The sequence below is a fragment of the Streptomyces sp. Root431 genome, from assembly GCF_001426585.1.
GTDB lineage: Bacteria > Actinomycetota > Actinomycetes > Streptomycetales > Streptomycetaceae > Streptomyces > Streptomyces stackebrandtii.
The window spans coordinates 365,982-387,528 of the sequence record NZ_LMEI01000001.1; the positions used below are offsets into that span (position 1 = coordinate 365,982).

Genomic DNA, 21,547 nt, shown 5'->3' on the forward strand with positions numbered 1-21,547 from the left:
GTGTTCTGCGTTCTACTTCCCGTTACGGCCGCGCCGGTGCTCGCCGCGGTCGTCGCGGCTCTCGGTGCGGAGGTCGTACTGCTCGTACGCGTCGACGATACGGCCGACGAGCTTGTGCCGGACGACATCCTGCGACGTGAGCGTCGAGAAGGCGACGTCCGGGACACCGTCCAGGATGTCGCGGACCTGGCGAAGACCGCTCTTCGTGCCGTTCGGCAGGTCGACCTGGGTGACGTCACCGGTGATGACGATCTTCGAGTCGAAGCCGAGACGGGTGAGGAACATCTTCATCTGTTCGGGGTTCGTGTTCTGCGCCTCGTCGAGGATGATGAACGCGTCGTTGAGCGTCCGTCCTCGCATGTAGGCCAGCGGCGCGACCTCGATCGTCCCGCTCGCCATGAGCTTGGGGATCGAGTCGGGGTCGAGCATGTCGTGCAGCGCGTCGTAGAGCGGGCGCAGGTACGGGTCGATCTTCTCGTAGAGCGTGCCGGGCAGGAAGCCGAGCCGCTCGCCCGCCTCGACGGCGGGCCGGGTCAGGATGATCCGGGTGACCTGCTTGGACTGCAGGGCCTGGACCGCCTTGGCCATGGCGAGGTAGGTCTTGCCGGTACCGGCGGGGCCGATGCCGAAGACGATCGTGTGCTTGTCGATCGCGTCGACGTACCGCTTCTGGTTGAGCGTCTTGGGACGGATCGTGCGGCCCCGGCTGGAGAGGATGTTCTGCGTGAGCACCTCGGCGGGGGTCTCGCCGCCGCCGTCCGCCGATCCGTTCTCGCTCGCCCTGAGCATGGCGATCGAACGTTCCACTGCGTCCTCCGTCATCGGCTGACCGGTGCGGAGCACCAGCATCATCTCGTCGAACAGGCGCTGTATCAGGGCGACTTCCGCCGCGTCCCCGACCGCGCTGACCTGGTTGCCCCGGACATGGATGTCGGCCCGCGGGAAGGACTTCTCGATGACGCGGAGCAGCGCGTCACCGGAGCCCAGCAGGCTCACCATCGGATGCTTCGCGGGGACGGTGAAGTGGGCGCGGGCCTGGTCGGTCGTCCCGTCGAGGGACGATCCGTCGTGGGCTGTGGGTGTCTGAGTCATGGGCCGGCACTGTGGCCTGCGCATACCTCCCGTTGCAGGGTTCTCGCTGCTCGACAACCTCTCGGCTTCCAAGCCTACGACCTGGCGGGGACCGACCGAAGGGATTTACGAAGCGGCCGCACGGAAGCCGATCGTGGGCACCGCCCGGCGCAGCGGCCAGGGGCGGGCGGGGGCGGGCAGGAGCCGCTCCAGGAAGGCGTACCGGCCGCGCAGCGCCTCGGGGTCCTGCTTCGCGTGCCCCTGGACGTGCTGCCACCAGGCGGCGATCTCGCCCCAGGTGGGGGCGGAGAGCGAGCCGCCGAACTCCTGGACGGAGAGGGCCGCGGTGAGGCCGGCGAAGGCGAGCCGGTCGGCGAGGGGCCAGTCCGCGAGGGTGCCGGTGACGAAACCGGCGACGAAGACGTCCCCCGCACCGGTCGGGTCGAGGGCGGAGACCTGGATGGCGGGGACCTCGGCGGTCTCGCCGGTGGCGCCGTCGACCGCGTAGGCGCCCTCGGCACCGAGAGTGACCACGGCGTAGCGGACCTTGTCGGCGAGGGCGCGGGCGGCGGCCCGGGGGCAGTCGGTGCGGGTGTACCGCATGGCCTCGGCGGCGTTGGGCAGGAAGGCCTCGCAGTGCTCCAGGTCGGTGAGGCCCGCGAGGTCCCAGTGGCCGGTGTCGTCCCAGCCGACGTCGGCGAAGACCTTGGCGCCGCCGCGGGCGGCCTGGGCGACCCACTCCTCGCTGCGGCCGGGGACGAGGGAGGCGACGGCGGCGCGGGCGTGCGGCGGGTAGGCGGGCAGGGCGCCGTCGAGCGGCGGGGCCTCGTGGCCGTGGGAGACCATCGTGCGCTCGCCCTCGTAGGCCATGGAGACGGTCACCGGGGAGTGCCAGCCGGGGACGGTGCGGGAGAGGCTCAGGTCGATGCCCTCGCCCTGCTCCAGGGCGTCCCAGCAGTACTCGCCGTAGTGGTCGTCGCCGAAGGCGGCGGCGAGGGAGGTGCGCAGGCCGAGGCGGGCGAGGGCGGTGGCCATGTTGGCGACGCCGCCGGGGCTGGAGCCCATGCCGCGGGCCCAGGACTCGGTGCCGCGGACGGGGGCGCTGTCGAGGCCCGTGAAGATGATGTCGAGGAAGACCGTGCCCGTCAGGAAGACGTCGCAGTCGGGGTCGGTGGGCTCGCGCAGGCACACCAACGGGTCGACCCCGGCGTGGTGTTGCGGCTGGTCTCCCCTTGCTGTGCTCACGGCGGCTCCCCGTACGTGGTGCGGATCAGTTCAGTGTGCCCGATGGGGGCCGGGTGACGGGTGGGACGCACGAGGAAGGTCTACCCCCTACCCGCAAACCCGCAGACCAAACCGATAGTGACCCGGATCACACACTTTACCCTCGGATACCACCTTCTCGGGCAACTCACCTGCTTGATACACATGGTTCCGCGACCCCGTGCTCCGTGCACCACCGGGCGCTCCACCCCTCCCTTTTCCTTTCCCGGGAACGCCCATGTCGTCGCGCCTGCGCGGCTCGGGGGCCCTCGTCGCCCTCGTCGCCCTCTTCACCGCCGGTTACCTCGCCCCGTACCTGCTGCCGACCGTCGTCGGCCGCCTCGCCTCGGGCCTCGGCCTCGGCCCCTCCCAGGCCGGCCTGGTCGGCTCGGTGCTGCTGCTCGGCTCCTCCGCCGCCGGATTCACGCTCGCCGCGCGCGGCGAGCGGATCGGCCCCCGCACCGCGGCCCGCGCGGGCCTCCTCGCCATGGCCGTCGGATACGGCTCCGCCGCCGCGACCCACACCGTGCCCCTGGTGGTCGCGGGCGCCGTCCTCGGCGGCCTCGGCTCGGGCACGGCGACGGCGGTCGCCGCGGCCGGGATCGCCGGCGAGCGCGACCCGCACCAGGCCTCGACGCTGGGCCTGCTCACCGTCTCGGCCACCGCGGGCGCCCTCTACCTCACGCTGCCGCACCTGGGCGGCGGCCACGCGCCCCCGCTGCTCGCGATCGCCTGCGCGGCGGTCCTGGTGTGGCCGCTGACGGGCCGGCTGGCGGGCTCCACGCGCGCGCGCGGAACCCGTACGGACTCCCCCGCGGGCCCGCTGCCGTACCGCAGGGCCGGGGCCGTGCTCGCCGGGGGCATCCTGTGCTGGTCCCTCGCGCAGAACGCGCTCTGGGGCGTGAGCGGCCGCATCGGACTGACCCAGGCCGGGCTCTCCGAGGTCACCGTCGGCGCGGTCTTCGCGGCGGCGCTCGGCGCGGGGCTCGCCGGGGTCACGGCGGCCGGCGCGCTCGGCTCGCGCCTCGGCCGGGCGGTGCCGATCGGCGTGGGCACCGCCGCCATCGCGGGTTGCGTGCTGCTGAGTTCGGCCGCCGGGAACCTGGCCTCCTTCGCGACCGGCGAGATCCTGTGGAACGCCGTCTACCCGGTCGTCCTCTCGTACCTCCTCGGCCTGGCCGCCTCCCTCGACCCGCGCGGCCGCTGGGCCGTCCTGGTCGGCTCGGCGTCCTCCCTGGGCGTGGCCTGCGGCCCGGTCGTCGGCAGCCTGCTCTCGGAGAGCGCCGGGTACCCGGGCATGGGCGTGGTCCTCTGCGCCCTGCTCCTCCTCGTCGCGGTCCCCATGACGGCCGTGGCCCGCCACGCCTCCGGCCGCCCCCTCGTCCCGGGCTCCGTCCGGCGCCGCGGCGGCGCCCCTGCCGCGGTCCTCGCGGGCACGGCCTCGGCGTCCTCCGCCCTCGTCCCTCAGATGGGCGCCCCGGAACAGCCGGTCACCGAGTTCCCCGTCGGCACCGCCCGCCGCCGCGCGGCGAAATCGGCCTTCCGTCTGGCGCGTCCCTCGGACCGCGGATAGCGGCGGGCTCCACCCCCTGCCACCTGCGGCGTTCATCTCGTGGTGAATCCGCTTGTTGGGTGATACGAGCGCCACCCGGCCGACTTCTTCGTGTGATCCGCCAATACGGAGGCCGTGCGGGGCGGGCGCAGACTCACTGCCACGACCACTGCCGGCCAACCCTCCTCCACCGGGGGGGCTGTTCGGCATGGCCGCCCACAGGACCGACGCAGATGGGGGAAGCACGTGAGCGTGCAGGATCAGTACGACGAGATCGGTGAGGCCTTCGAGGGATTCAAGTCCCTGCCGCTGATGCGTTACGGCGAGGTACCGAGCTTCCTTGCCCTGGTCGGGGACGTGACCGGCAGGTCGGTCCTCGACCTGGCGTGCGGCACCGGCTTCTACAGCAGGGAGTTCAAGCGGCGCGGCGCCGCCGAGGTCCTCGGCGTCGACATCTCCGTCGAGATGATCGCCGCCGCGAAGGAGATCGACCAGCGTGACCCGCTGGGCGTGGTCTACGAGGTCGGCAACGTCTCCGAGCTGCGGCAGCTCGACCGGCGCTTCGACATCGCACTGGGCGTGCAGTGTCTCAACTACGCCGGGGACATCGCCGAGATGGAGCGGATGTGCGCGAACATCCACAAGAACCTGAAGCCGGGCGGTGAGTTCTTCCTGCTCGTCCAGACGCCCGACTTCCGGTACGACGGCCCGCCGCTGGACAAGTACGGCTTCCGCATCGAGGCGACCGGCGAGGAGATCGAGACGGGCAGCCGCGGGCGGCTCACGGCGCTCCTCGACCCGCAGCCGATCACCATCATCACGACCTGCCCGCGCCGCGAGGTCTACGAGCAGTCCCTGAAGGCGGCCGGGTTCGGCGCACTGGAGTGGGTCCCGCTGTCGGTGTCCGAGGCGGGCATCCGTGAGTACGGCGAGGAGTTCTGGGCGGACATGCGCTCCAACCCGCCGCTGGAACTGCTGCGCTGCCGCGCCTGACGTCCGCTACGCCCCGAAGTCGAAGGCCTCCACCTCCGCGAGGTACCGGGCCCTGCGCGGCTCGTCGTCCTCCAGGAAGGAGGCCTCGAAGGAGTTGCGGGCGAGTTCGCGGAGCTGTTCCGGCTCCAGGGCCAGGGCGGCCCGGACGGCGTCGAAGTTGTCGCCCGCGTAGCCGCCGAAGTAGGCCGGGTCGTCGGAGTTCACCGTCACCAGCAGGCCCGCGTCCATCATGGCGCGCAGCGGGTGGTCGGCGAGGGTGTCGATGACGCGCAGCCGGACGTTCGACAGGGGGCAGAGCGTCAGCGGCACCCGCTCGCGGGCCAGCCGGGCGACGAGCTCCGGGTCCTCCATGCAGCGCAGACCGTGGTCGACGCGCTCCACGCCGAGGACGTCCAGGGCCTCGCGGACGTACTCCGCGGGGCCCTCCTCGCCCGCGTGGGCGACGCGGCGCAGTCCGAGCCGGGCGGCCTCCTCGTACACCTCGCGGAACTTCGCCGGCGGGTGGCCGACCTCCGCCGAGTCCAGACCGACGCCGGTGATCCGGTGCAGGTGCGGCTTCGCGGCCTCCAGGGTGGCAAGGGCCGACTCGGCGGACTCGTCGCGCAGGAAGCACATGATGAGCCGCGTCGAGATGCCGTACCGCTCCTCGGCCCGGTCGAGGGCGGCCCCGAGGCCCTCGACGACGGTGCCGATCGCGACTCCGCGCGCGGTGTGCGCCTGCGGGTCGAAGAAGATCTCGGCGTGCCGGACGCCCTGGGCCGCGGCCCGCTCCAGATAGGCGTCGGCGAGCTCGGTGAAGTCCTCTGCGGTGCGCAGGACCGCCATCAGGCCGTAGTAGAGGTCCAGGAAGGACTGGAGGTCGCTGAACTCGTACGCCTCGCGCAGGGCGTTCGTGTCCGCGTAGGGCAGGGTGACGCCGTTGCGCGCGGCGAGCGCGAAGGCCAGCTCGGGTTCGAGGGTGCCTTCGATGTGGAGGTGCAGTTCGGCCTTGGGAAGAGCCGTCGGGAGTGCCGTGGGGAGGGGCATGGGTGGTGCTCTATCTCTTCGGTACGGGGACCCTCATGAGGTCCTGGGCAATGCTCAGTTCGCCGTCGAACCCGGCCGCCCGCGCCTGCCGCTCGAACTCGGCCGGGTCGCTGTAGCGCTGGGAGAAGTGGGTCAGGACGAGGTGGCGCACGCCCGCGTCCCGCGCGACGGCCGCCGCCTGTCCTGCCGTCAGATGGCCGTGGTCTGTGGCGAGCCGGACGTCCTCGTCGAGGAAGGTCGACTCGATGACGAGCATGTCGGCGCCCTCGGCCAGCGCGTACACCCCGTCGCAGAGACGGGTGTCCATGACGAAGGCGAAGCGCTGCCCCCGCCGGACCTCGCTGACCTCGTCGAGCGTCACGCCGCCGAGCACGCCGTCGTGCTGGATCCGGCCCACGTCGGGGCCCTTGATGCCGTGCGCGGCGAGCCGCTCGGGCAGGATGCGGCGCCCGTCGGGCTCGACGATCCGATAGCCGTACGACTCGACGGGGTGGGAGAGCTTGCGCGCGTCGAGCGTGAAGGTCTCGGTGACCGCGAGCGGCCCGTCGGCGGCGACGGGCGCCTCGGTCAGCTTCACGGTCTCGCGGTAGGCCGTGGCGTACCGCAGCCGCTCGAAGAAGTGCTGCCCGCTCGCCGGGTAGTGGGCGGTGACCGGGTGCGGGACCTGGTCGAGGTTGATCCGCTGGATCACCCCGGCCAGGCCGAGCGAGTGGTCGCCGTGGAAGTGCGTGACGCAGATCCGGTCGAGGTCGTGCGCGGCGACCCCGGCCCGCAGCATCTGGCGCTGGGTGCCCTCGCCGGGATCGAAGAGGATGCCCTGACCGTCCCAGCGCAGCAGATAGCCGTTGTGGTTGCGGTGCCGGGTCGGGACCTGGCTGGCGGTCCCGAGGACGACCAGTTCGCGTACGGACACGGGTTATCCGGGGGGCCAGTTGAGACCGCGGCCGCCCAGCACGTGCGCGTGGGCGTGGAAGACGGTCTGGCCCGCGCCGGCTCCGGTGTTGAAGACGATCCGGAAGCCGTGGCCGTCGACCTTCTCCTGCGCGGCGACCTCTCCGGCCTCGCGCAGTATGTCGGCGGCGACGGTCGGCGCGGCGGCGGCCAGGGAGGCGGCGTCCGGGTAGTGCAGCCGCGGGATGACGAGGACGTGCGTGGGCGCCTGCGGGTTGATGTCGCGGAACGCGACGGTCGTCTCGGTCTCGCGCACGATCGTCGCCGGCACCTCCCCTTCCGCGATCTTGCAGAACAGGCAGTCGCTCTGCGGCTCTCCGGCCATGTCCCGGGCCTCCTCGCTCTGGTGTGGATCGGTACGACGGGAATGCTATCCGCCGCCACCGGCCGGACCGCTCCCCGGTCAGTCCTTCGGCGCGCGCCGGTTCAGGGCCGAGCGGCTCACCCAGTACGTGATGATCACACCCCAGAACAGGGGCGTGCCGAATCCGCTCACCACCCCCGAGTCGAAGGACCACAGGCCGAGCGAGACGAGCGAGTAGAGACCGAGCAGCCCGACGGCCCCGGCCATGAACAGCACGGGCCGGCAGTTGCGCGCCACGAGGAGCAGCGGGCGGCGCAGCCTGGCCGGCACCCGGCGCGACATCCACACCGCCCACCCGGTCCAGGCGCCGACGAGCACGGCCCCGCCGAGCAGGAGCGGGACGGCCGCGTCGCCCCAGGTCGCGCGGTCGGGGATCGAGACGACGGCGACGGCGGAGGCGACGAAGCCGACGAGCGCCACCCAGCGGGCCCCGGCCGCGGTGTTCCAGGCCATGGCCTCCAGGTTGTAGCGGGCCTTGCGGTCGTCGATGTCGAGCGCGGCGGAGGCCACGAAGCCCTCGGCGGCCTGCGTCCAGGCCCCGCGCCGGAACCAGCGGCGCCGCAGCCGCAGCAGCGAGAGGTTGTTGTGGGCCTCGCTGCTCTGCGGGTTGAGCCGCAGAGCCGCCTCGTACGCCCGCTGCGCGGTGGCGTGGTCGCCCCGGCGCTGGGCGGTCAGGCCCACCAGGAAGTGCGCCGCGTCCTCCTCGGGGCCGAGGGAGACGGCGGCCCGCGCCGCCTCGTACGCCTCGAACGTGAGCATCGGGGTGCGGGCGTGCTCGGCGTGTTCGGCGAGGGCGGTGCCGAGCGCGTAGTGGCTGCCCCAGTACTGCGGGGCGATCGCGACGGCGCGCCGGGCGGTCGTCTCGGCCTCCGGGAACCTCTTCAGGCCCAGCAGGATCTGGACGCGCATCAGCCAGCCCATGAGCAGCTCGGGCCGGGCGCCCAGCGCCTGGTCCACGGCGGCCAGGGCGGCCTGTCCGTCGCCGGCCCGGTGGTGGCAGCGGGCGAGCAGGACGAGGGCGTCGGCGTCCTCCGGGTCGGTCGCCAGGTGCTGGGCGACGAGCGCCCCGGCCTGCTCGTACCGTCCGGTGTCGTACAGCGCCTCGGCGCGCAGGAGCGCGTTCGGGGTGGTCACAGCTTGCGCTTCCGCTTCAGGTAGGCGAGGAGGTCGTCGTACAGCCCGCCCTCGTTGGCGAACATCGCGACGTTCCGGGCGGCAGCGAACCACGGCTCCGTGGACGGCTTGATCTGCTTGGCCGCGCCGAGGAGGTCCTTGGTGGTGATCAGGCGTACGGCGCCGCTGCGGGCGGAGTCGAGGAGCGCGGCCTCGGCGGCGGTCTCGCAGAGGTGCGCGAGGTCGGCGCCGGAGAAGTCCTCGGTGACCTTGACGAGCTTGCCGAGGTCGATGGCCTCGATGGGGCGCTCGCGCAGGTGGTAGCGGAGGATCGCCTCCCGGGCGGCGGCGTCCGGCGGCAGCACGAGGAGGGTCCGGTCGAGGCGGCCGGGGCGGCGGAGCGCGATGTCCACGTCCCAGGGCACGTTGGTGGCGGCGAGCACGAAGACGCCCTCGTTGCCGGCGCCGCTCGCGATGCCGTCGAGCTCGGTGAGGAGCTGGTTGACGACGTTGCGCAGACCGCTGTGGTGCGTACGGGAACGCTTGGCGCCGAGGGCGTCCAGCTCGTCGAGGAAGACGACGCAGGGGGCCTGGCGACGGGCCGTCTCGAAGATGTCGTGGATGTTCTTCTCGGAGGCCCCGATCCACATGTCGAGGACGTCGGAGAGCGAGACGGTGAGGAAGTTCGCGCCGAGCTCGCCCGCGACGGCCCGGGCGATGAAGGTCTTGCCGCAGCCGGGCGGCCCGTACAGGAGCAGTCCGCCGCGCAGCGACTTGCCGTACAGCCTGCGCAGTTCGGGATTGCGCATGGGGGCGAGGAAGGCGGCCTCCAGCCGGTCCTTGACCTCCTCCATGCCGCCGACGTCGGCGAGGCGTACGGCTCCGGGGGCGTCGACGTCCCAGGCGGCGGCGTCCCCGGCGGCACCCTCGCCGTCGGCGGCCTGCGGGTCCTCCAGGAAGCGCGGCCCGACGAGGTCCTGGACCTGCTGCTCGGCGGCGGCCCAGTCGAAGGCGGGGGCGGGAGCGGGGGCCTCGGGCGCTTCGGCCGCGGGCGCCTCGGGAGCCGCGGGCGTCTCGGCGGCGGGAGGCGTCACCGGGGGCACCACAGGAGACACCACGGGCGGCGCCACGGGCGGCATGCCCATCGCCCGCATCATCAGCGCACGGGCGGCCGCGTCCCCGGGCGCGTGCTGGAGGGCGACGGCCGCCTCCGCGACGGCCTCCTCGTTGCGTCCCTCGGAAAGGAGCAGCTCGGCGAAGTGGAGGCGCAGGGGTACGTCACCGGGAGCGGCGGCAACGGCGGTGCGCAGACTGCGGATCAGAGGGGACTCGTCGGCCATGCGGCCACCCTATGAAGCTCCCCGGGTCGGCCGTCCACCGGGTTCCGGCAAAAAGGGCCGTCCGGCAAGAACGCCATCCGTACACTGCGCCGGATGAGACGGGACGGCGCGCTGCGCAAGCTGACGGTGGACGGCACGACGTGGCTCTGGAACGTCCGCCACCGCCACCCCGACTGCCGTACGGTCCTCACCCTGCGCCGTGCCGAGACCCGGCACGCCCAGCTCCGCCTGGTCTTCCGGGACCTGCCGGGCCGCATCGTGGCCGGCTACCCGATGGGCCTCGGCGAGGTGGCGGCCGTCGGGGGTGGTTGGCTCAACCTCAACGAGCCGGGTGTGGTGCGCCGTTTCCTCGAAGAGGCCCTGGCCCGCGACCTCGTCCCCACCGCACACGGGCAGACGGAAGAGGACGGATGGCAGCTCTTCGACACCCTGACGGCGACAGAAGCCCCGCAGGCCGACCAGGGCCTGTCCGACCCTGACCCGCCGGACAGGCCCTAGCTCCAGCTAGCTCCAGCGGCCGGTGCGCCCCAGGACGAGCGCCGTCGCCGCCGTGCCCGCCGTGGAAGTGCGCAGGACGCTGCGGCCCAGCCGGTACGGCTTCGCCCCGGCCGCCTCGAAGGCCGCGAGCTCGTCCGGGGAGACCCCGCCCTCAGGGCCGACGATCAGCACGATCGAGCCCTTCGCGGGCAGTTCGGCGGTGGCCAGCGCGCCCGACGGATGCGCGCGGTCCTCGTGCAGGACGGCGGCGAAGTCGGCGGTGGCGAGGAGCGCGGCGAGCTGCTTGGTCGTCATCAGGTCGGCGACCTCGGGGAAGCGGGTGCGCCGCGACTGCTTGCCCGCCTCGCGGGCGGTGGAGCGCCACTTGGCGAGCGCCTTGAGGCCCCGGTCGCCCTTCCACTGGGTGATGCAGCGGGACGCGGCCCACGGCACGATCGCGTCGACCCCGGTCTCCGTCATGGTCTCCACGGCGAGTTCGCCCCGGTCGCCCTTGGGCAGCGCCTGGACGACGGTGATCCGCGGCGACTCCTCGGGGTCCTCGTGCACCTCGGCGACCCGCACGGTCAGCTGGTCCTTGCCCTCGGCGGCGAGCACCACGCACTCGGCCCAGCGGCCCCGGCCGTCGGCGAGGACGAGCTCCTCGCCCTCGTGCAGCCGCTTCACGGAGACGGCGTGCCGGCCCTCGGGCCCGTCCAGGAGGAAGCTCCCGGGGCCGGGGACGGTGTCGACGACGAAGACGGGTGCGGTCATGAGGCGCTCCTGTGGGCCAGGTCGGAGAGTGCGGTGTCGAGTTCGGCGGCCAGGACCTCGACGAGCTGCCCGGCGGGGAGTTCGCGGGCGAGACGGTGACCCTGCCCGGCCCACAGGGCCATGCCCTGGGCGTCGCCGGAGGTGGCGGCGGCCTTGCGGAGCGGGGCGGTGAGGTGGTGGACCTCGGGGTAGGCGGCGGGGGCGTACGGCCCGTGCTCGCGCATGAAGCGGTTGACGAGTCCGCGCGCGGGACGCCCGGAGAAGGCCCGGGTGAAGGCGGTCCGCGTGAAGAGCGGATCGGTCAGGGCCCGCTTGTGCAGCGGGTGCGCGCCGGACTCGGGGCAGCCGAGGAAGGCGGTGCCGAGCATGGCGGCGTCGGCCCCGGCGGCGAGGGCGGCGGCGATCTGCGCGCCGCGCATGATCCCGCCGGTGGCGACGACCGGCAGCGCGACGCTCTCGCGGACCTGGGTGACGAGGGCGAGGAGCCCGGTCCCCGGGGTGCCGTCGTCGGCCGGGTCGTCGCGGTACGTGCTCTGGTGGCCGCCGGCCTCGGCGCCCTGGACGCAGACGGCGTCGGCACCGGCCCGCTCGGCGGCGACGGCGTCCTCGGCGGAGGTGACCGTGACGAGCGTGAACGTTCCGGCGCGGGCGAAGGCGGCGAGCGTCTCCGGCGCGGGACAGCCGAAGGTGAAGGAGACGACGCGGACCGGGTCGTCCAGGAGGATGGCCAGCTTGGCGTCGTAGCCGTCGTCGCGGCAGTCGTCGGCCTCGCCGAGGGAGGTCTCGTACCAGGTCGCCTCGCCGGCGAGCTGGTGGCGGTAGACCTCGACGGCGGCGGGGTCGGCGTGCGGGCCGCCCTGCGGCATGAAGAGGTTGACGCCGAAGGGGCGCGAGGTGAGCCCGCGCACCCGCTTGATCTCCTGGTACAGCCCTCCGGCCGTCTTGTACCCGGCGGCCAGGAAGCCGAGCGCACCGGCCTCGCAGACGGCCCCGACGAGCTCGGGACAGGAAGCGCCACCCGCCATGGGGGCCTGCACGATCGGATGCCGAAAGAGATCGTTCAGTGCGGTGGTGGACATACGGGCATCGTTTCATGACGGATCCGGCGGGCCGAATCGGTACGAGGTCCGTACGTCAGGTAGGGAAGAGCGGCAGCCGCCGGGTACGGAAAAGGGCGGCACCCGTGAACCACGAGTACCGCCCTCTTTGCTCTCCGAGCCTTGCCTACCGCCCGTTGAAGGCGTCCTTCAGGCGCGAGAACAGGCCCTGCTGACCGGGCTGGAACTGCCCGGTGGGCCGCTCCTCGCCGCGCAGCTTGGCCAGCTCGCGCAGGAGCCGCTCCTGCTCCGCGTCGAGCTTGCCCGGGGTCTGCACCTCGACGTGCACGATCAGGTCGCCCCGGCCGTTGCCCCGCAGGTGCGTGACGCCGCGGCCGTGCAGCGGGACCGACTGGCCGGACTGCGTGCCCGGCCGGATGTCGATCTCCTCGATGCCGTCGAGGGTCTGCAGCGGCACCTTCGTGCCGAGCGCGCCCGCCGTCATCGGGATGGTCACCGTGCAGTGCAGGTCGTCGCCGCGCCGCTGGAACGTCTCGTGCGGGATCTCGTGGATCTCGACGTACAGGTCGCCGGCCGGGCCACCGCCGGGGCCGACCTCGCCCTCGCCGGCGAGCTGGATCCGGGTGCCGTTGTCGACACCGGCCGGGATCTTGACGGTGAGGGTGCGGCGGGAGCGGACCCGGCCGTCGCCCGCGCACTCGGGGCACGGGGTCGGGACGACGGTGCCGAAGCCCTGGCACTGCGGGCAGGGCCGGGAGGTCATGACCTGGCCCAGGAAGGACCGGGTGACCTGCGAGACCTCGCCGCGGCCGCGGCACATGTCACACGTCTGCGCGGAGGTGCCGGGCGCGGCACCCTCACCCGAACAGGTGGTGCAGACGACGGCCGTGTCGACCTGGATGTCCTTGGTGGTGCCGAAGGCCGCCTCGTTGAGGTCGATCTCCAGGCGGATCATCGCGTCCTGGCCGCGGCGGGTCCGCGAGCGCGGACCGCGCTGTGAGGCCGTGCCGAAGAAGGCGTCCATGATGTCGGAGAAGTTGCCGAAGCCACCCGCGCCGAAGCCGCCCGCGCCGCCCCCGCCGGAGGCCGAGAGCGGGTCGCCGCCGAGGTCGTAGACCTGCTTCTTCTGCGGGTCCGAGAGGACCTCGTAGGCGGCGTTGATCTCCTTGAAGCGTTCCTGCGTCTTCGGATCGGGATTCACATCCGGGTGCAGCTCGCGCGCGAGCCTCCGGAAGGCCTTCTTGATCTCGTCCTGGGAAGCGTCGCGGCGCACGCCGAGTACGGCGTAGTAGTCCGTGGCCACTTACGACTCCGCCAGGATCTGTCCGACGTAACGTGCCACTGCGCGTACCGCTCCCATCGTTCCGGGGTAGTCCATGCGGGTCGGTCCGACCACGCCGAGTTTGGCGACTGCTTCGCCGCCCGAACCGTAGCCGACCGAGACGACGGACGTGGAGCTCAGCCCCTCGTGGGCGTTCTCGTGCCCGATGCGTACGGTCATGCCCGATTCCTTGGCCTCGCCGAGCAGCTTGAGGAGCACGACCTGCTCCTCCAGAGCTTCCAGGACGGGCCTGATCATCAGGGGGAAGTCGTGTCCGAAGCGGGTGAGATTGGCGGTGCCGCCGATCATCAGCCGCTCCTCGTGCTCCTCCACGAGCGATTCGAGGAGGGTCGCGAGCACGGTCGAGACCGTGGCGCGGTCCTCGAGCTCCTCGAAGGACTCGGGGAGGTCCTGCACCAGCTGCGGCACGTCGGCGAACCGGCGGCCGACGACCCGGCTGTTGAGCCGGGCCCGCAGGTCGGCGAGGGAGGTCTCGCCGAAGGGCGCGGGGCAGTCGATGACGCGCTGCTCCACCCGGCCGGTGTCCGTGATGAGCACGAGCATCAGGCGGGCCGGGGCCAGCGCGAGCAGCTCCACGTGCCGGACGGTCGAGCGGGTCAGCGAGGGGTACTGGACGACGGCGACCTGCCGGGTCAGCTGCGCGAGCAGCCGGACCGTGCGCCCGACGACGTCGTCGAGGTCGACGGCTCCGTCCAGGAAGTTGTGGATCGCGCGCCGCTCGGGCGTGGACAGCGGCTTGACGCCGGCCAGCCGGTCGACGAAGAGGCGGTAGCCCTTGTCGGTCGGGATGCGTCCGGCGCTGGTGTGAGGCTGGGCGATGTAGCCCTCCTCCTCCAGCACGGCCATGTCGTTGCGGACCGTGGCGGGCGAGACGCCGAGCTTGTGGCGCTCGGTGAGCGCCTTCGAGCCGACCGGCTCCTCCGTCCCGACGTAGTCCTGGACGATGGCGCGCAGCACCTCGAGTCTGCGTTCGCTGAGCATCGTGCGCACCTCCGCCTGTCGTCGTCGTTCCGGTTGCTCCGGATTTGGCACTCACCCTGCCCGAGTGCCAGCAATCCCCCGGCCAGTGTACGGCGGCGGACAACGCTCCTGGCAAGGAGGCGGGGGCGCACCGGCTAGCGTCGCCCCATGGACGTCGATTGGGAAGCGTACGGCTGGGAGCGGTTGGCGGACGGAGTGGGCAGGCGCCGCCTGCCCGGCTGGGACGCCACGGTGGGCCTGGTCGTGGGCGCGAAGGCGCTGCTGCTGTACGACACGGGCTCGACGCTCGCGGAGGGCGCCGAGCTGCGGGGGCAGATCTCGGCCCTGACGGCCGGCCGGAGAGTGACGCACATCGCACTGAGTCACCCGCATTTCGACCACGTCTTCGGTACCGCGGCCTTCGCGGGCGCGGAGGTCTTCGGCGCGGTCGGGGTGGACGAGCTCCTCGGCCGGGAGCGGGACCGGGAGGCGCTGCGCGCCGACGCGGTACGGCACGGGGTCGGGGCGCGGGAGGCGACGGAGGCCGTCGACGTCCTCGTGCGCCCGCGGCACGTGGTCTCCGGCGAGTGGACGCTCGACCTGGGCGGCCGGCAGGTGCTCCTGGCGAACGTCGGCCCCGGCCACACGGGCCACGACCTGGCGCTCTTCGTGCCCGGGGAGCGCGAGGTCGTCTTCTGCGGGGACCTGGTGGAGGAGTCGGGCGAGCCGCAGGCCGGCCCGGACGCGATCCCGTCCCGCTGGCCGGACGCCCTGGACCGGCTGCTCTCGCTCGGCGGCGAGGACGCGGTGTACGTACCGGGCCACGGGGCGGCGGTCGACGCCACGTACGTACGGACACAGCGCGAGGAACTGGCACGCCGCTTCGCCGTGTCATAACCTCGCCCAAATGCGCAGCTACGACCCGGATCTGACACCCTCTTGGAAGAAGTCGGCACCCGTCCCGGAGGTCCCGGCGGACCACGACCTCGTCGTCGAGGAGGTCTCGACGGGATTCTGCGGGGCGGTGATCCGCTGCGAGGCGGGCACGGTGACCCTGGAGGACCGCTTCGGGAAGCACCGCGTCTTCCCGATGGAGCCCCGCGGCTTCCTCCTGGAGGGCCGGGTCGTCACCCTCGTCCGCCCGTCCGCCGCCGCGCCGGTACGCCCCACCCGTACGGCCTCCGGTTCGGTCGCCGTCCCGGGCGCGCGGGCGCGCGTGGCGCGGGCGGGCCGGATCTACGTGGAGGGCCGCCACGACGCCGAACTCGTCGAACGCGTCTGGGGCGACGACCTCCGCATCGAGGGCGTCGTCGTCGAGTACCTGGAGGGCGTCGACGACCTGCCGTCGATCGTCGCGGAATTCGCCCCGGCCCCGGACGCCCGCCTCGGCGTCCTCGTCGACCACCTGGTCCCGGGCTCGAAGGAATCCCGCATCGCCGCCCAGGTCACCTCCCCGGACGTCCTGGTGGTCGGCCACCCGTACATCGACATCTGGGAAGCGGTGAAGCCGTCCGCGGTGGGCATCAAGGCCTGGCCGGCGGTCCCCCGCGGCCAGGACTGGAAGACGGGCGTCTGCCGCGCCCTGGGCTGGCCCTCGGACAACACCGGCGCGGTCTGGCAGGCGATCCTCAAGCGCGTGCACTCCTACAAGGACCTGGAGCCGGAGCTCCTGGGCCGAGTGGAAGAACTGATCGACTTCGTCACGGCCCCCTGACGAGCCCGGTAGGCACCTGCCCCGCACCCACCCCGTTGTGGGCACTCGCCCCACAGGACGGCCCCCACCCCGTGTGGGCAATCGTCCCGCAGGGCGGGACGGGTGGGCACACGGGACGGCGCCCCGTGCCGGGCCAAGGCTCCTGGGCCCGGACCTCAGTCCACCAGGTCCCGCACGACCGCATCCGCAAGCAGCCGACCCCGCAGGGTCAGAACCGCCCGCCCGGCCTCGTACGACGCGGGGTCGAGACGCCCGTCCGCCAACGCAAGCCGGGCCGCCGCAAGTCCCGCCGGCTTGAGGATCGACAGCTCGACACCGTCCCGCAGCCGCAGCTCCAGCAGGATCCGCTCCACCCGCCGGTCCTCCTCCGAGAGGATCTCCCGCCCGGCGCCCGGCGACTTCCCACCCGCGAGGGCCGCCGCGTACGTCCCCGGATGCTTCACGTTCCACCAGCGGACGCCCCCGACGTGCGAGTGCGCCCCCGGCCCCGCGCCCCACCAGTCCGCGCCGCGCCAGTACAGCTCGTTGTGGAGGCAGCGCCCGGCATCGGAGGTGGCCCAGTTGGACACCTCGTACCACGAGAAGCCCGCCTTCTCGAAGGCCTCCTCGGCGATCAGGTAGCGGTCGGCGTGCACGTCGTCGTCGGTCATGGGCACCTCGCCGCGCCGGATGCGCCGCGCCAGCTGCGTCCCCTCCTCGACGATCAGGGCGTACGCGCTGACGTGGTCGGGTCCGGCGCCGATCGCCGCGTCGAGCGAGGCACGCCAGTCGTCGTCGGTCTCCCCGGGCGTGCCGTAGATGAGGTCCAGGTTGACGTGGTCGAAGCCGGCGGCCCGCGCCTCGGCGACGCACGCCTCGGGGCGCCCGGGGGTGTGCGTCCGGTCGAGGATCTTCAGGACGTGCTGCTTGGCGCTCTGCATGCCGAAGGAGACCCGGTTGAATCCGCCCTCCCGCAGCTCGGCGAGGTACGCGGGGTTCACGGACTCCGGATTGGCCTCCGTCGTCACCTCGGCGTCGTCCGCGAGCCCGAACTCGTCACGGATCGCCCCCAGCATCCGGACGAGGTCCCCGGCGGCCAGCAGCGTCGGCGTGCCGCCGCCGACGAAGACGGTCCGCACCGGCCTGGGGTCGTCGCCGAGGACCTTCCGGGCGAGCCGGATCTCCTCGACGACCTGCTCGGCGTAATTGTCCCGGGAGGCGAGCACGCCCCCCGTACCGCGCAGCTCACTCGCCGTGTACGTGTTGAAGTCGCAGTAGCCGCACCGCGTGGCGCAGTACGGCACGTGCAGGTAGAACCCGAGCGGCCGCTCCCCCGCCCCTTCGAGGGCGTGCGGGGGCAGCGCCCCGTCGTCGGGAACGGACTCACCATCGGGCAGTACGGAAGGCATGAGCCCATTGTCCCGTACTGCCCGAGGTAACCGGTCTGCCTGTGGACAACCGCAGTCCGCGCAGGTCAGGACTCGCGCGAGCCCGCGTACATCTCCTCGATGAGCTCCTTGTACTCGCGCTCCACCACCGGCCGCTTCAGCTTCAGCGACGGCGTCAGCTCGCCGTGCTCGATGTCGAGGTCGCGCGGCAGCAGGCGGAACTTCTTGATCGTCTGCCAGCGCTGCAGGCCTTCGTTGAGGCGGTCGACGTAGCCCTGGATGAGCTTCTGGGTCTGCGGGGCGGCGACGACCTCGGCGTACGACTTGCCCGCGAGCTCGTGGTCGGCGGCCCAGCCGAGGATGGAGGGCTCGTCGAGGGCGATGAGGGCGGTGCAGAAGTTCCGGTCGGCGCCGTGGACCAGGATGTTCGAGACGAACGGGCAGACGGCCTTGAACTGGCCCTCGACCTCGGCCGGCGCGATGTACTTGCCGCCGGACGTCTTGATCAGGTCCTTCTTGCGGTCCGTGATCCGGAGGTAGCCGTCGGCGGAGAGCTCGCCGATGTCGCCGGTGTGGAACCAGCCGTCGGACTCCAGGACCTCGACGGTCTTCTCGGGCAGGCCGTGGTAGCCCTCCATGACGCCGGGGCCGCGCAGCAGGATCTCGCCGTCGTCGGCGATCCGGACCTCGGTGCCGGGGAGCGGCTTGCCGACGGTGCCGGTGCGGTAGGCCTCGCCCGGGTTGACGAAGGAGGCGGCGGAGGTCTCCGTGAGGCCGTAGCCCTCCAGGATGTGAATGCCGGCGCCGGCGAAGAAGTAGCCGATCTCGGGGGCGAGCGCGGCGGAACCGGAGATGCAGGCGCGCAGGTTGCCGCCGAAGGCCTCGCGGATCTTGCTGTAGACGAGGACGTCGGCGACCTTGTGCTTGGCCGTGAGGCCGAAGGGCGCGGAGGCGGTGCCCGTGCGGCGGAAGTTGTCCTGGCTGGCCTTGGCGTACTCGCGGGCGACCTCGGCGGCCCACTGGAAGATCTTGTACTTGGCGCCGCCGGCGGCTCGGGCCTTGGCGGCGACCCCGTTGTAGACCTTCTCGAAGATGCGGGGCACGGCCGCCATGTAGGTCGGCTGGACCACCGGCAGGTTCTCGATGATCTTCTCCACCCGGCCGTCGAGGGCGGTGACGTGCCCGACCTCGATCTGGCCCGAGGTGAGGACCTTGCCGAAGACGTGCGCGAGCGGCAGCCACAGGTACTGGACGTCGTCCTGGGTGACGAGGCCGGTGGCGGCGATGGCCTTGGCCATGTACGACCAGTTGTCGTGCGGGAGGCGGACGCCCTTGGGGCGGCCGGTGGTGCCCGAGGTGTAGATGAGGGTCGCGAGCTGGGTGGCGGTGATCGCCGCGACGCGCTCCTTGACGGCCTCGGGGTGCTTCTCCAGGTAGGCGCGACCGCGTGCCTCCAGGTCGGCGAGGGAGAGGACCCAGTCGCCGTCGGTCTCCACGCCCTCGGCGTCGATGACGACGACGTGGTGGAGGTCCGGCAGGTCGGCGCGGCGCTCGACGGCCTTGGCGAGCTGGGAAGCGTCCTCGGCGATGAGGACCCTGGACTCGGAGTCGGAGAGGATGAACGCCGACTCCTCGGCGTTGGTCGACGGGTAGACCGTGGTGGTCGCCGCGCCCGCGCACATCACGCCGAGGTCGGCGAGGACCCACTCCACCCGGGTGGCCGAGGCGAGCGCGACGCGCTCCTCGGGCTGCACGCCGAGGTCGACGAGGCCGGCGGCGATCGCGTAGACCCGCTCGGCGGCCTGCCCCCAACTGAGCGACTTCCAGTCGTCGGGACCGGTACCGGAGGCGGCGGGCACCGGGTACCGGTAGGCCTCCGCGTCGGGGGTCCGCTCGACGCGCTCAAGGAAGAGCGTCGCCACGGAGGGCGGCCGGTTCTCGATCAGGGTCTGTGTGTCGCTCACGACGTCCTCCGGGCGGCGGCGGTGCCTGCTGGCGGTGCGTAACTACGTAACCGTCTAACCGTCTACGTAACTAACTGGCGAGTAACCTTCGATTCGGGATCAGAGTAAAGGGCCGGGGACCGGCGCGTAAGAGCTTGCAGGGCCCCGCTTCATAACGAACGGGTCCACGCGCCGACGGCGCGTGGACCCGTTAGATGCACAGAGCAGCTACTCGCTGCCGCTCCTCGCCGACCGGCTACTTCTTCTTGCCGGAGGACTCGTCGCTCGACAGCACGGCGATGAAGGCCTCCTGCGGCACCTCCACCGAACCGACCATCTTCATGCGCTTCTTGCCTTCCTTCTGCTTCTCCAGCAGCTTCCGCTTACGGGAGATGTCACCGCCGTAGCACTTGGCGAGGACGTCCTTGCGGATGGCGCGGATGGTCTCGCGGGCGATGACCCGGGAGCCGATCGCGGCCTGGATCGGCACCTCGAAGGCCTGGCGCGGGATGAGCTCGCGCAGCTTGGCGACGAGCCGCACACCGTAGGCGTACGCGGCGTCCTTGTGGGTGACGGCGGAGAACGCGTCGACCTTGTCGCCGTGCAGCAGGATGTCGACCTTGACCAGGCTGGAGGCCTGCTCGCCCGTGGGCTCGTAGTCGAGGGAGGCGTAACCGCGCGTCTTGGACTTCAGCTGGTCGAAGAAGTCGAAGACGATCTCGGCGAGGGGCAGGGTGTAGCGGATCTCGACCCGGTCCTCGGAGAGGTAGTCCATGCCGATCAGGGTGCCGCGACGGGTCTGGCACAGCTCCATGATCGCGCCGATGAACTCGCTCGGGGCCAGGATCGTGGCGCGTACGACGGGCTCGTACACGTCGTTGATCTTGCCCTCGGGGAACTCGCTCGGGTTGGTGACGGTGTGCTCGCTCCCGTCCTCCATGACCACGCGATACACCACGTTGGGCGCGGTGGCGATGAGATCGAGCCCGAACTCCCGCTCAAGCCGCTCACGAATGACGTCGAGGTGCAGAAGCCCCAGGAAGCCGACGCGGAAGCCGAAGCCGAGCGCGGCGGAGGTCTCCGGCTCGTAGACGAGCGCGGCGTCGTTGAGCTGGAGCTTGTCGAGGGCCTCGCGGAGGTCCGGGTACTCCGAGCCGTCCAGCGGGTAGAGGCCCGAGAACACCATCGGCTTGGGGTCCTTGTAGCCGCCGAGCGCCTCGGTCGCTCCCTTGTTCAGGGAGGTGATCGTGTCACCGACCTTGGACTGGCGGACGTCCTTCACACCGGTGATGAGGTAGCCGACCTCACCGACACCAAGACCGTCGGACGGCGTCATCTCCGGGGAGGAAACACCGATCTCCAGCAGCTCGTGGGTGGCGCCGGTCGACATCATCTTGATGCGCTCGCGCTTGTTGAGCTGTCCGTCGACCACTCGCACGTACGTCACGACGCCCCGGTACGAGTCGTACACGGAGTCGAAGATCATCGCGCGGGCGGGCGCGTCGGCGACACCGACCGGGGCGGGAACGTCCCGGACGACCCGGTCGAGCAGCGCGTCGACCCCGACACCGGTCTTCGCGGAGACCTTGAGGACGTCCTCCGGCTGGCAGCCGATGAGGTTCGCGAGCTCCTCGGAGAACTTCTCCGGCTGGGCGGCCGGCAGGTCGATCTTGTTCAGCACGGGAACGATCGTGAGGTCGTTCTCCATCGCCAGGTACAGGTTGGCGAGGGTCTGCGCCTCGATGCCCTGGGCCGCGTCGACCAGCAGGACCGTGCCCTCGCACGCCGCGAGCGAACGCGAGACCTCGTAGGTGAAGTCGACGTGCCCGGGAGTGTCGATCATGTTCAGGATGTGCGTCTTGCCCTCACCCTGCCCGTCGGTGGGCGCCCACGGCAGCCGGACCGCCTGGGACTTGATCGTGATGCCGCGCTCCCGCTCGATGTCCATCCGGTCGAGATACTGGGCACGCATCTGCCGCTGGTCGACCACACCGGTGAGCTGGAGCATCCGGTCGGCGAGCGTGGACTTGCCGTGGTCGATGTGCGCGATGATGCAGAAGTTGCGGATCAGAGCCGGGTCGGTACGGCTCGGCTCGGGCACGTTGGTAGGAGTCGCGGGCACGCAGGGTCTCGTCTCGGGGCGATGTCGGATCGATACGTAGGCTCCATGGTCCCATGCCCGCCGCCCTGCGCCCGGTTTGGGCGGCCCCGAGAGTGACTGGTACTGTGGACAGCTGTGTCT

19 protein-coding genes are annotated in these 21,547 nt (G+C 72.0%); 5 read left to right on the top strand and 14 right to left on the bottom strand.

What is annotated here, in order from left to right:
* Window positions 1–12 precede the first annotated feature (12 nt).
* Together ASC82_RS01680 and ASC82_RS01685 are read right to left on the bottom strand one after the other, a co-directional pair.
* Window positions 13–1,092, bottom strand: a complete 1,080-nt coding sequence (locus ASC82_RS01680) for a PhoH family protein (protein ID WP_056640356.1) — start codon at window positions 1,090–1,092, stop codon at window positions 13–15.
* Between the two features lie 105 nt (window positions 1,093–1,197).
* Window positions 1,198–2,316 carry a PfkB family carbohydrate kinase gene (locus ASC82_RS01685; protein ID WP_056640358.1) on the bottom strand — a complete coding sequence of 373 codons (1,119 nt, stop codon included), beginning with the start codon at window positions 2,314–2,316 and terminating at the stop codon, window positions 1,198–1,200.
* Window positions 2,317–2,572: 256 nt separating this feature from the next.
* Here ASC82_RS01685 and ASC82_RS01690 point away from each other — a divergent pair, with 256 nt between their 5' ends.
* Both ASC82_RS01690 and ASC82_RS01695 read left to right on the top strand, forming a co-directional pair.
* Window positions 2,573–3,907: an MFS transporter gene (locus tag ASC82_RS01690; RefSeq protein WP_056640361.1), complete on the top strand. Its 1,335-nt coding sequence runs from the start codon at window positions 2,573–2,575 to the stop codon at window positions 3,905–3,907.
* A gap of 225 nt (window positions 3,908–4,132) precedes the next feature.
* On the top strand, window positions 4,133–4,879 hold the full coding sequence (locus ASC82_RS01695; RefSeq protein WP_056640364.1) for a class I SAM-dependent methyltransferase: 747 nt from the start codon (window positions 4,133–4,135) through the stop codon (window positions 4,877–4,879).
* Window positions 4,880–4,885: 6 nt separating this feature from the next.
* Here the strand turns inward: ASC82_RS01695 and ASC82_RS01700 are convergent, their stop codons facing one another.
* From ASC82_RS01700 to ASC82_RS01720, 5 genes are all read right to left on the bottom strand, one after another.
* Complete coding sequence (locus ASC82_RS01700; RefSeq protein WP_056640369.1) at window positions 4,886–5,905, bottom strand: adenosine deaminase; 1,020 nt, start codon at window positions 5,903–5,905, stop codon at window positions 4,886–4,888.
* A gap of 10 nt (window positions 5,906–5,915) precedes the next feature.
* Window positions 5,916–6,818 carry a ribonuclease Z gene (locus ASC82_RS01705; protein WP_056640372.1) on the bottom strand — a complete coding sequence of 301 codons (903 nt, stop codon included), beginning with the start codon at window positions 6,816–6,818 and terminating at the stop codon, window positions 5,916–5,918.
* A 3-nt stretch (window positions 6,819–6,821) separates the two neighbouring features.
* A complete protein-coding gene (locus ASC82_RS01710; RefSeq protein ID WP_024757720.1) occupies window positions 6,822–7,181 on the bottom strand; it encodes a histidine triad nucleotide-binding protein in 360 nt (119 codons plus the stop codon).
* A gap of 78 nt (window positions 7,182–7,259) precedes the next feature.
* The gene (locus ASC82_RS01715) at window positions 7,260–8,354 is read right to left on the bottom strand and encodes a tetratricopeptide repeat protein (RefSeq protein ID WP_056640374.1); all 1,095 of its coding nucleotides are present in this window, start codon (window positions 8,352–8,354) and stop codon (window positions 7,260–7,262) included.
* The gene (locus ASC82_RS01720) at window positions 8,351–9,673 is read right to left on the bottom strand and encodes an ATP-binding protein (protein WP_056640377.1); all 1,323 of its coding nucleotides are present in this window, start codon (window positions 9,671–9,673) and stop codon (window positions 8,351–8,353) included. The genes ASC82_RS01715 and ASC82_RS01720 overlap by 4 nt, the downstream gene beginning before the upstream one ends.
* 93 nt (window positions 9,674–9,766) lie before the next feature.
* Between ASC82_RS01720 and ASC82_RS01725 the strand changes: the two genes are divergently transcribed.
* The gene (locus tag ASC82_RS01725; RefSeq protein ID WP_056640381.1) at window positions 9,767–10,171 is read left to right on the top strand and encodes a hypothetical protein; all 405 of its coding nucleotides are present in this window, start codon (window positions 9,767–9,769) and stop codon (window positions 10,169–10,171) included.
* Window positions 10,172–10,177: 6 nt separating this feature from the next.
* Here the strand turns inward: ASC82_RS01725 and ASC82_RS01730 are convergent, their stop codons facing one another.
* From ASC82_RS01730 to hrcA, 4 genes are all read right to left on the bottom strand, one after another.
* A complete protein-coding gene (locus tag ASC82_RS01730) occupies window positions 10,178–10,921 on the bottom strand; it encodes a 16S rRNA (uracil(1498)-N(3))-methyltransferase (RefSeq protein WP_056640384.1) in 744 nt (247 codons plus the stop codon).
* Entirely contained in the window at window positions 10,918–12,000 is a 1,083-nt protein-coding gene (locus ASC82_RS01735; RefSeq protein WP_056640388.1) for a nitronate monooxygenase, read from the bottom strand. The genes ASC82_RS01730 and ASC82_RS01735 overlap by 4 nt, the downstream gene beginning before the upstream one ends.
* A 145-nt stretch (window positions 12,001–12,145) precedes the next feature.
* The gene (dnaJ, locus tag ASC82_RS01740) at window positions 12,146–13,282 is read right to left on the bottom strand and encodes a molecular chaperone DnaJ (RefSeq protein WP_056640391.1); all 1,137 of its coding nucleotides are present in this window, start codon (window positions 13,280–13,282) and stop codon (window positions 12,146–12,148) included.
* Complete coding sequence (hrcA, locus tag ASC82_RS01745; RefSeq protein ID WP_056640393.1) at window positions 13,283–14,302, bottom strand: heat-inducible transcriptional repressor HrcA; 1,020 nt, start codon at window positions 14,300–14,302, stop codon at window positions 13,283–13,285. It lies immediately after the preceding gene.
* 147 nt (window positions 14,303–14,449) lie between these two features.
* Here hrcA and ASC82_RS01750 point away from each other — a divergent pair, with 147 nt between their 5' ends.
* Both ASC82_RS01750 and ASC82_RS01755 read left to right on the top strand, forming a co-directional pair.
* Window positions 14,450–15,178 (top strand): MBL fold metallo-hydrolase, encoded by a 729-nt coding sequence (locus ASC82_RS01750; RefSeq protein WP_056640397.1) that lies wholly within the window; start codon window positions 14,450–14,452, stop codon window positions 15,176–15,178.
* A 10-nt stretch (window positions 15,179–15,188) separates the two neighbouring features.
* On the top strand, window positions 15,189–15,995 hold the full coding sequence (locus tag ASC82_RS01755; protein WP_056640400.1) for a DUF3097 domain-containing protein: 807 nt from the start codon (window positions 15,189–15,191) through the stop codon (window positions 15,993–15,995).
* 155 nt (window positions 15,996–16,150) lie between these two features.
* On the opposite strand, the gene hemW is transcribed toward ASC82_RS01755, so the two are convergent.
* From hemW to lepA, 3 genes are all read right to left on the bottom strand, one after another.
* Window positions 16,151–17,383, bottom strand: a complete 1,233-nt coding sequence (hemW, locus tag ASC82_RS01760; RefSeq protein WP_056640403.1) for a radical SAM family heme chaperone HemW — start codon at window positions 17,381–17,383, stop codon at window positions 16,151–16,153.
* Window positions 17,384–17,448: 65 nt separating this feature from the next.
* A complete protein-coding gene (locus ASC82_RS01765; protein ID WP_056640406.1) occupies window positions 17,449–19,326 on the bottom strand; it encodes a long-chain fatty acid--CoA ligase in 1,878 nt (625 codons plus the stop codon).
* Between the two features lie 235 nt (window positions 19,327–19,561).
* Window positions 19,562–21,427 carry a translation elongation factor 4 gene (lepA, locus tag ASC82_RS01770; RefSeq protein ID WP_056640408.1) on the bottom strand — a complete coding sequence of 622 codons (1,866 nt, stop codon included), beginning with the start codon at window positions 21,425–21,427 and terminating at the stop codon, window positions 19,562–19,564.
* Window positions 21,428–21,547: the final 120 nt, after the last annotated feature.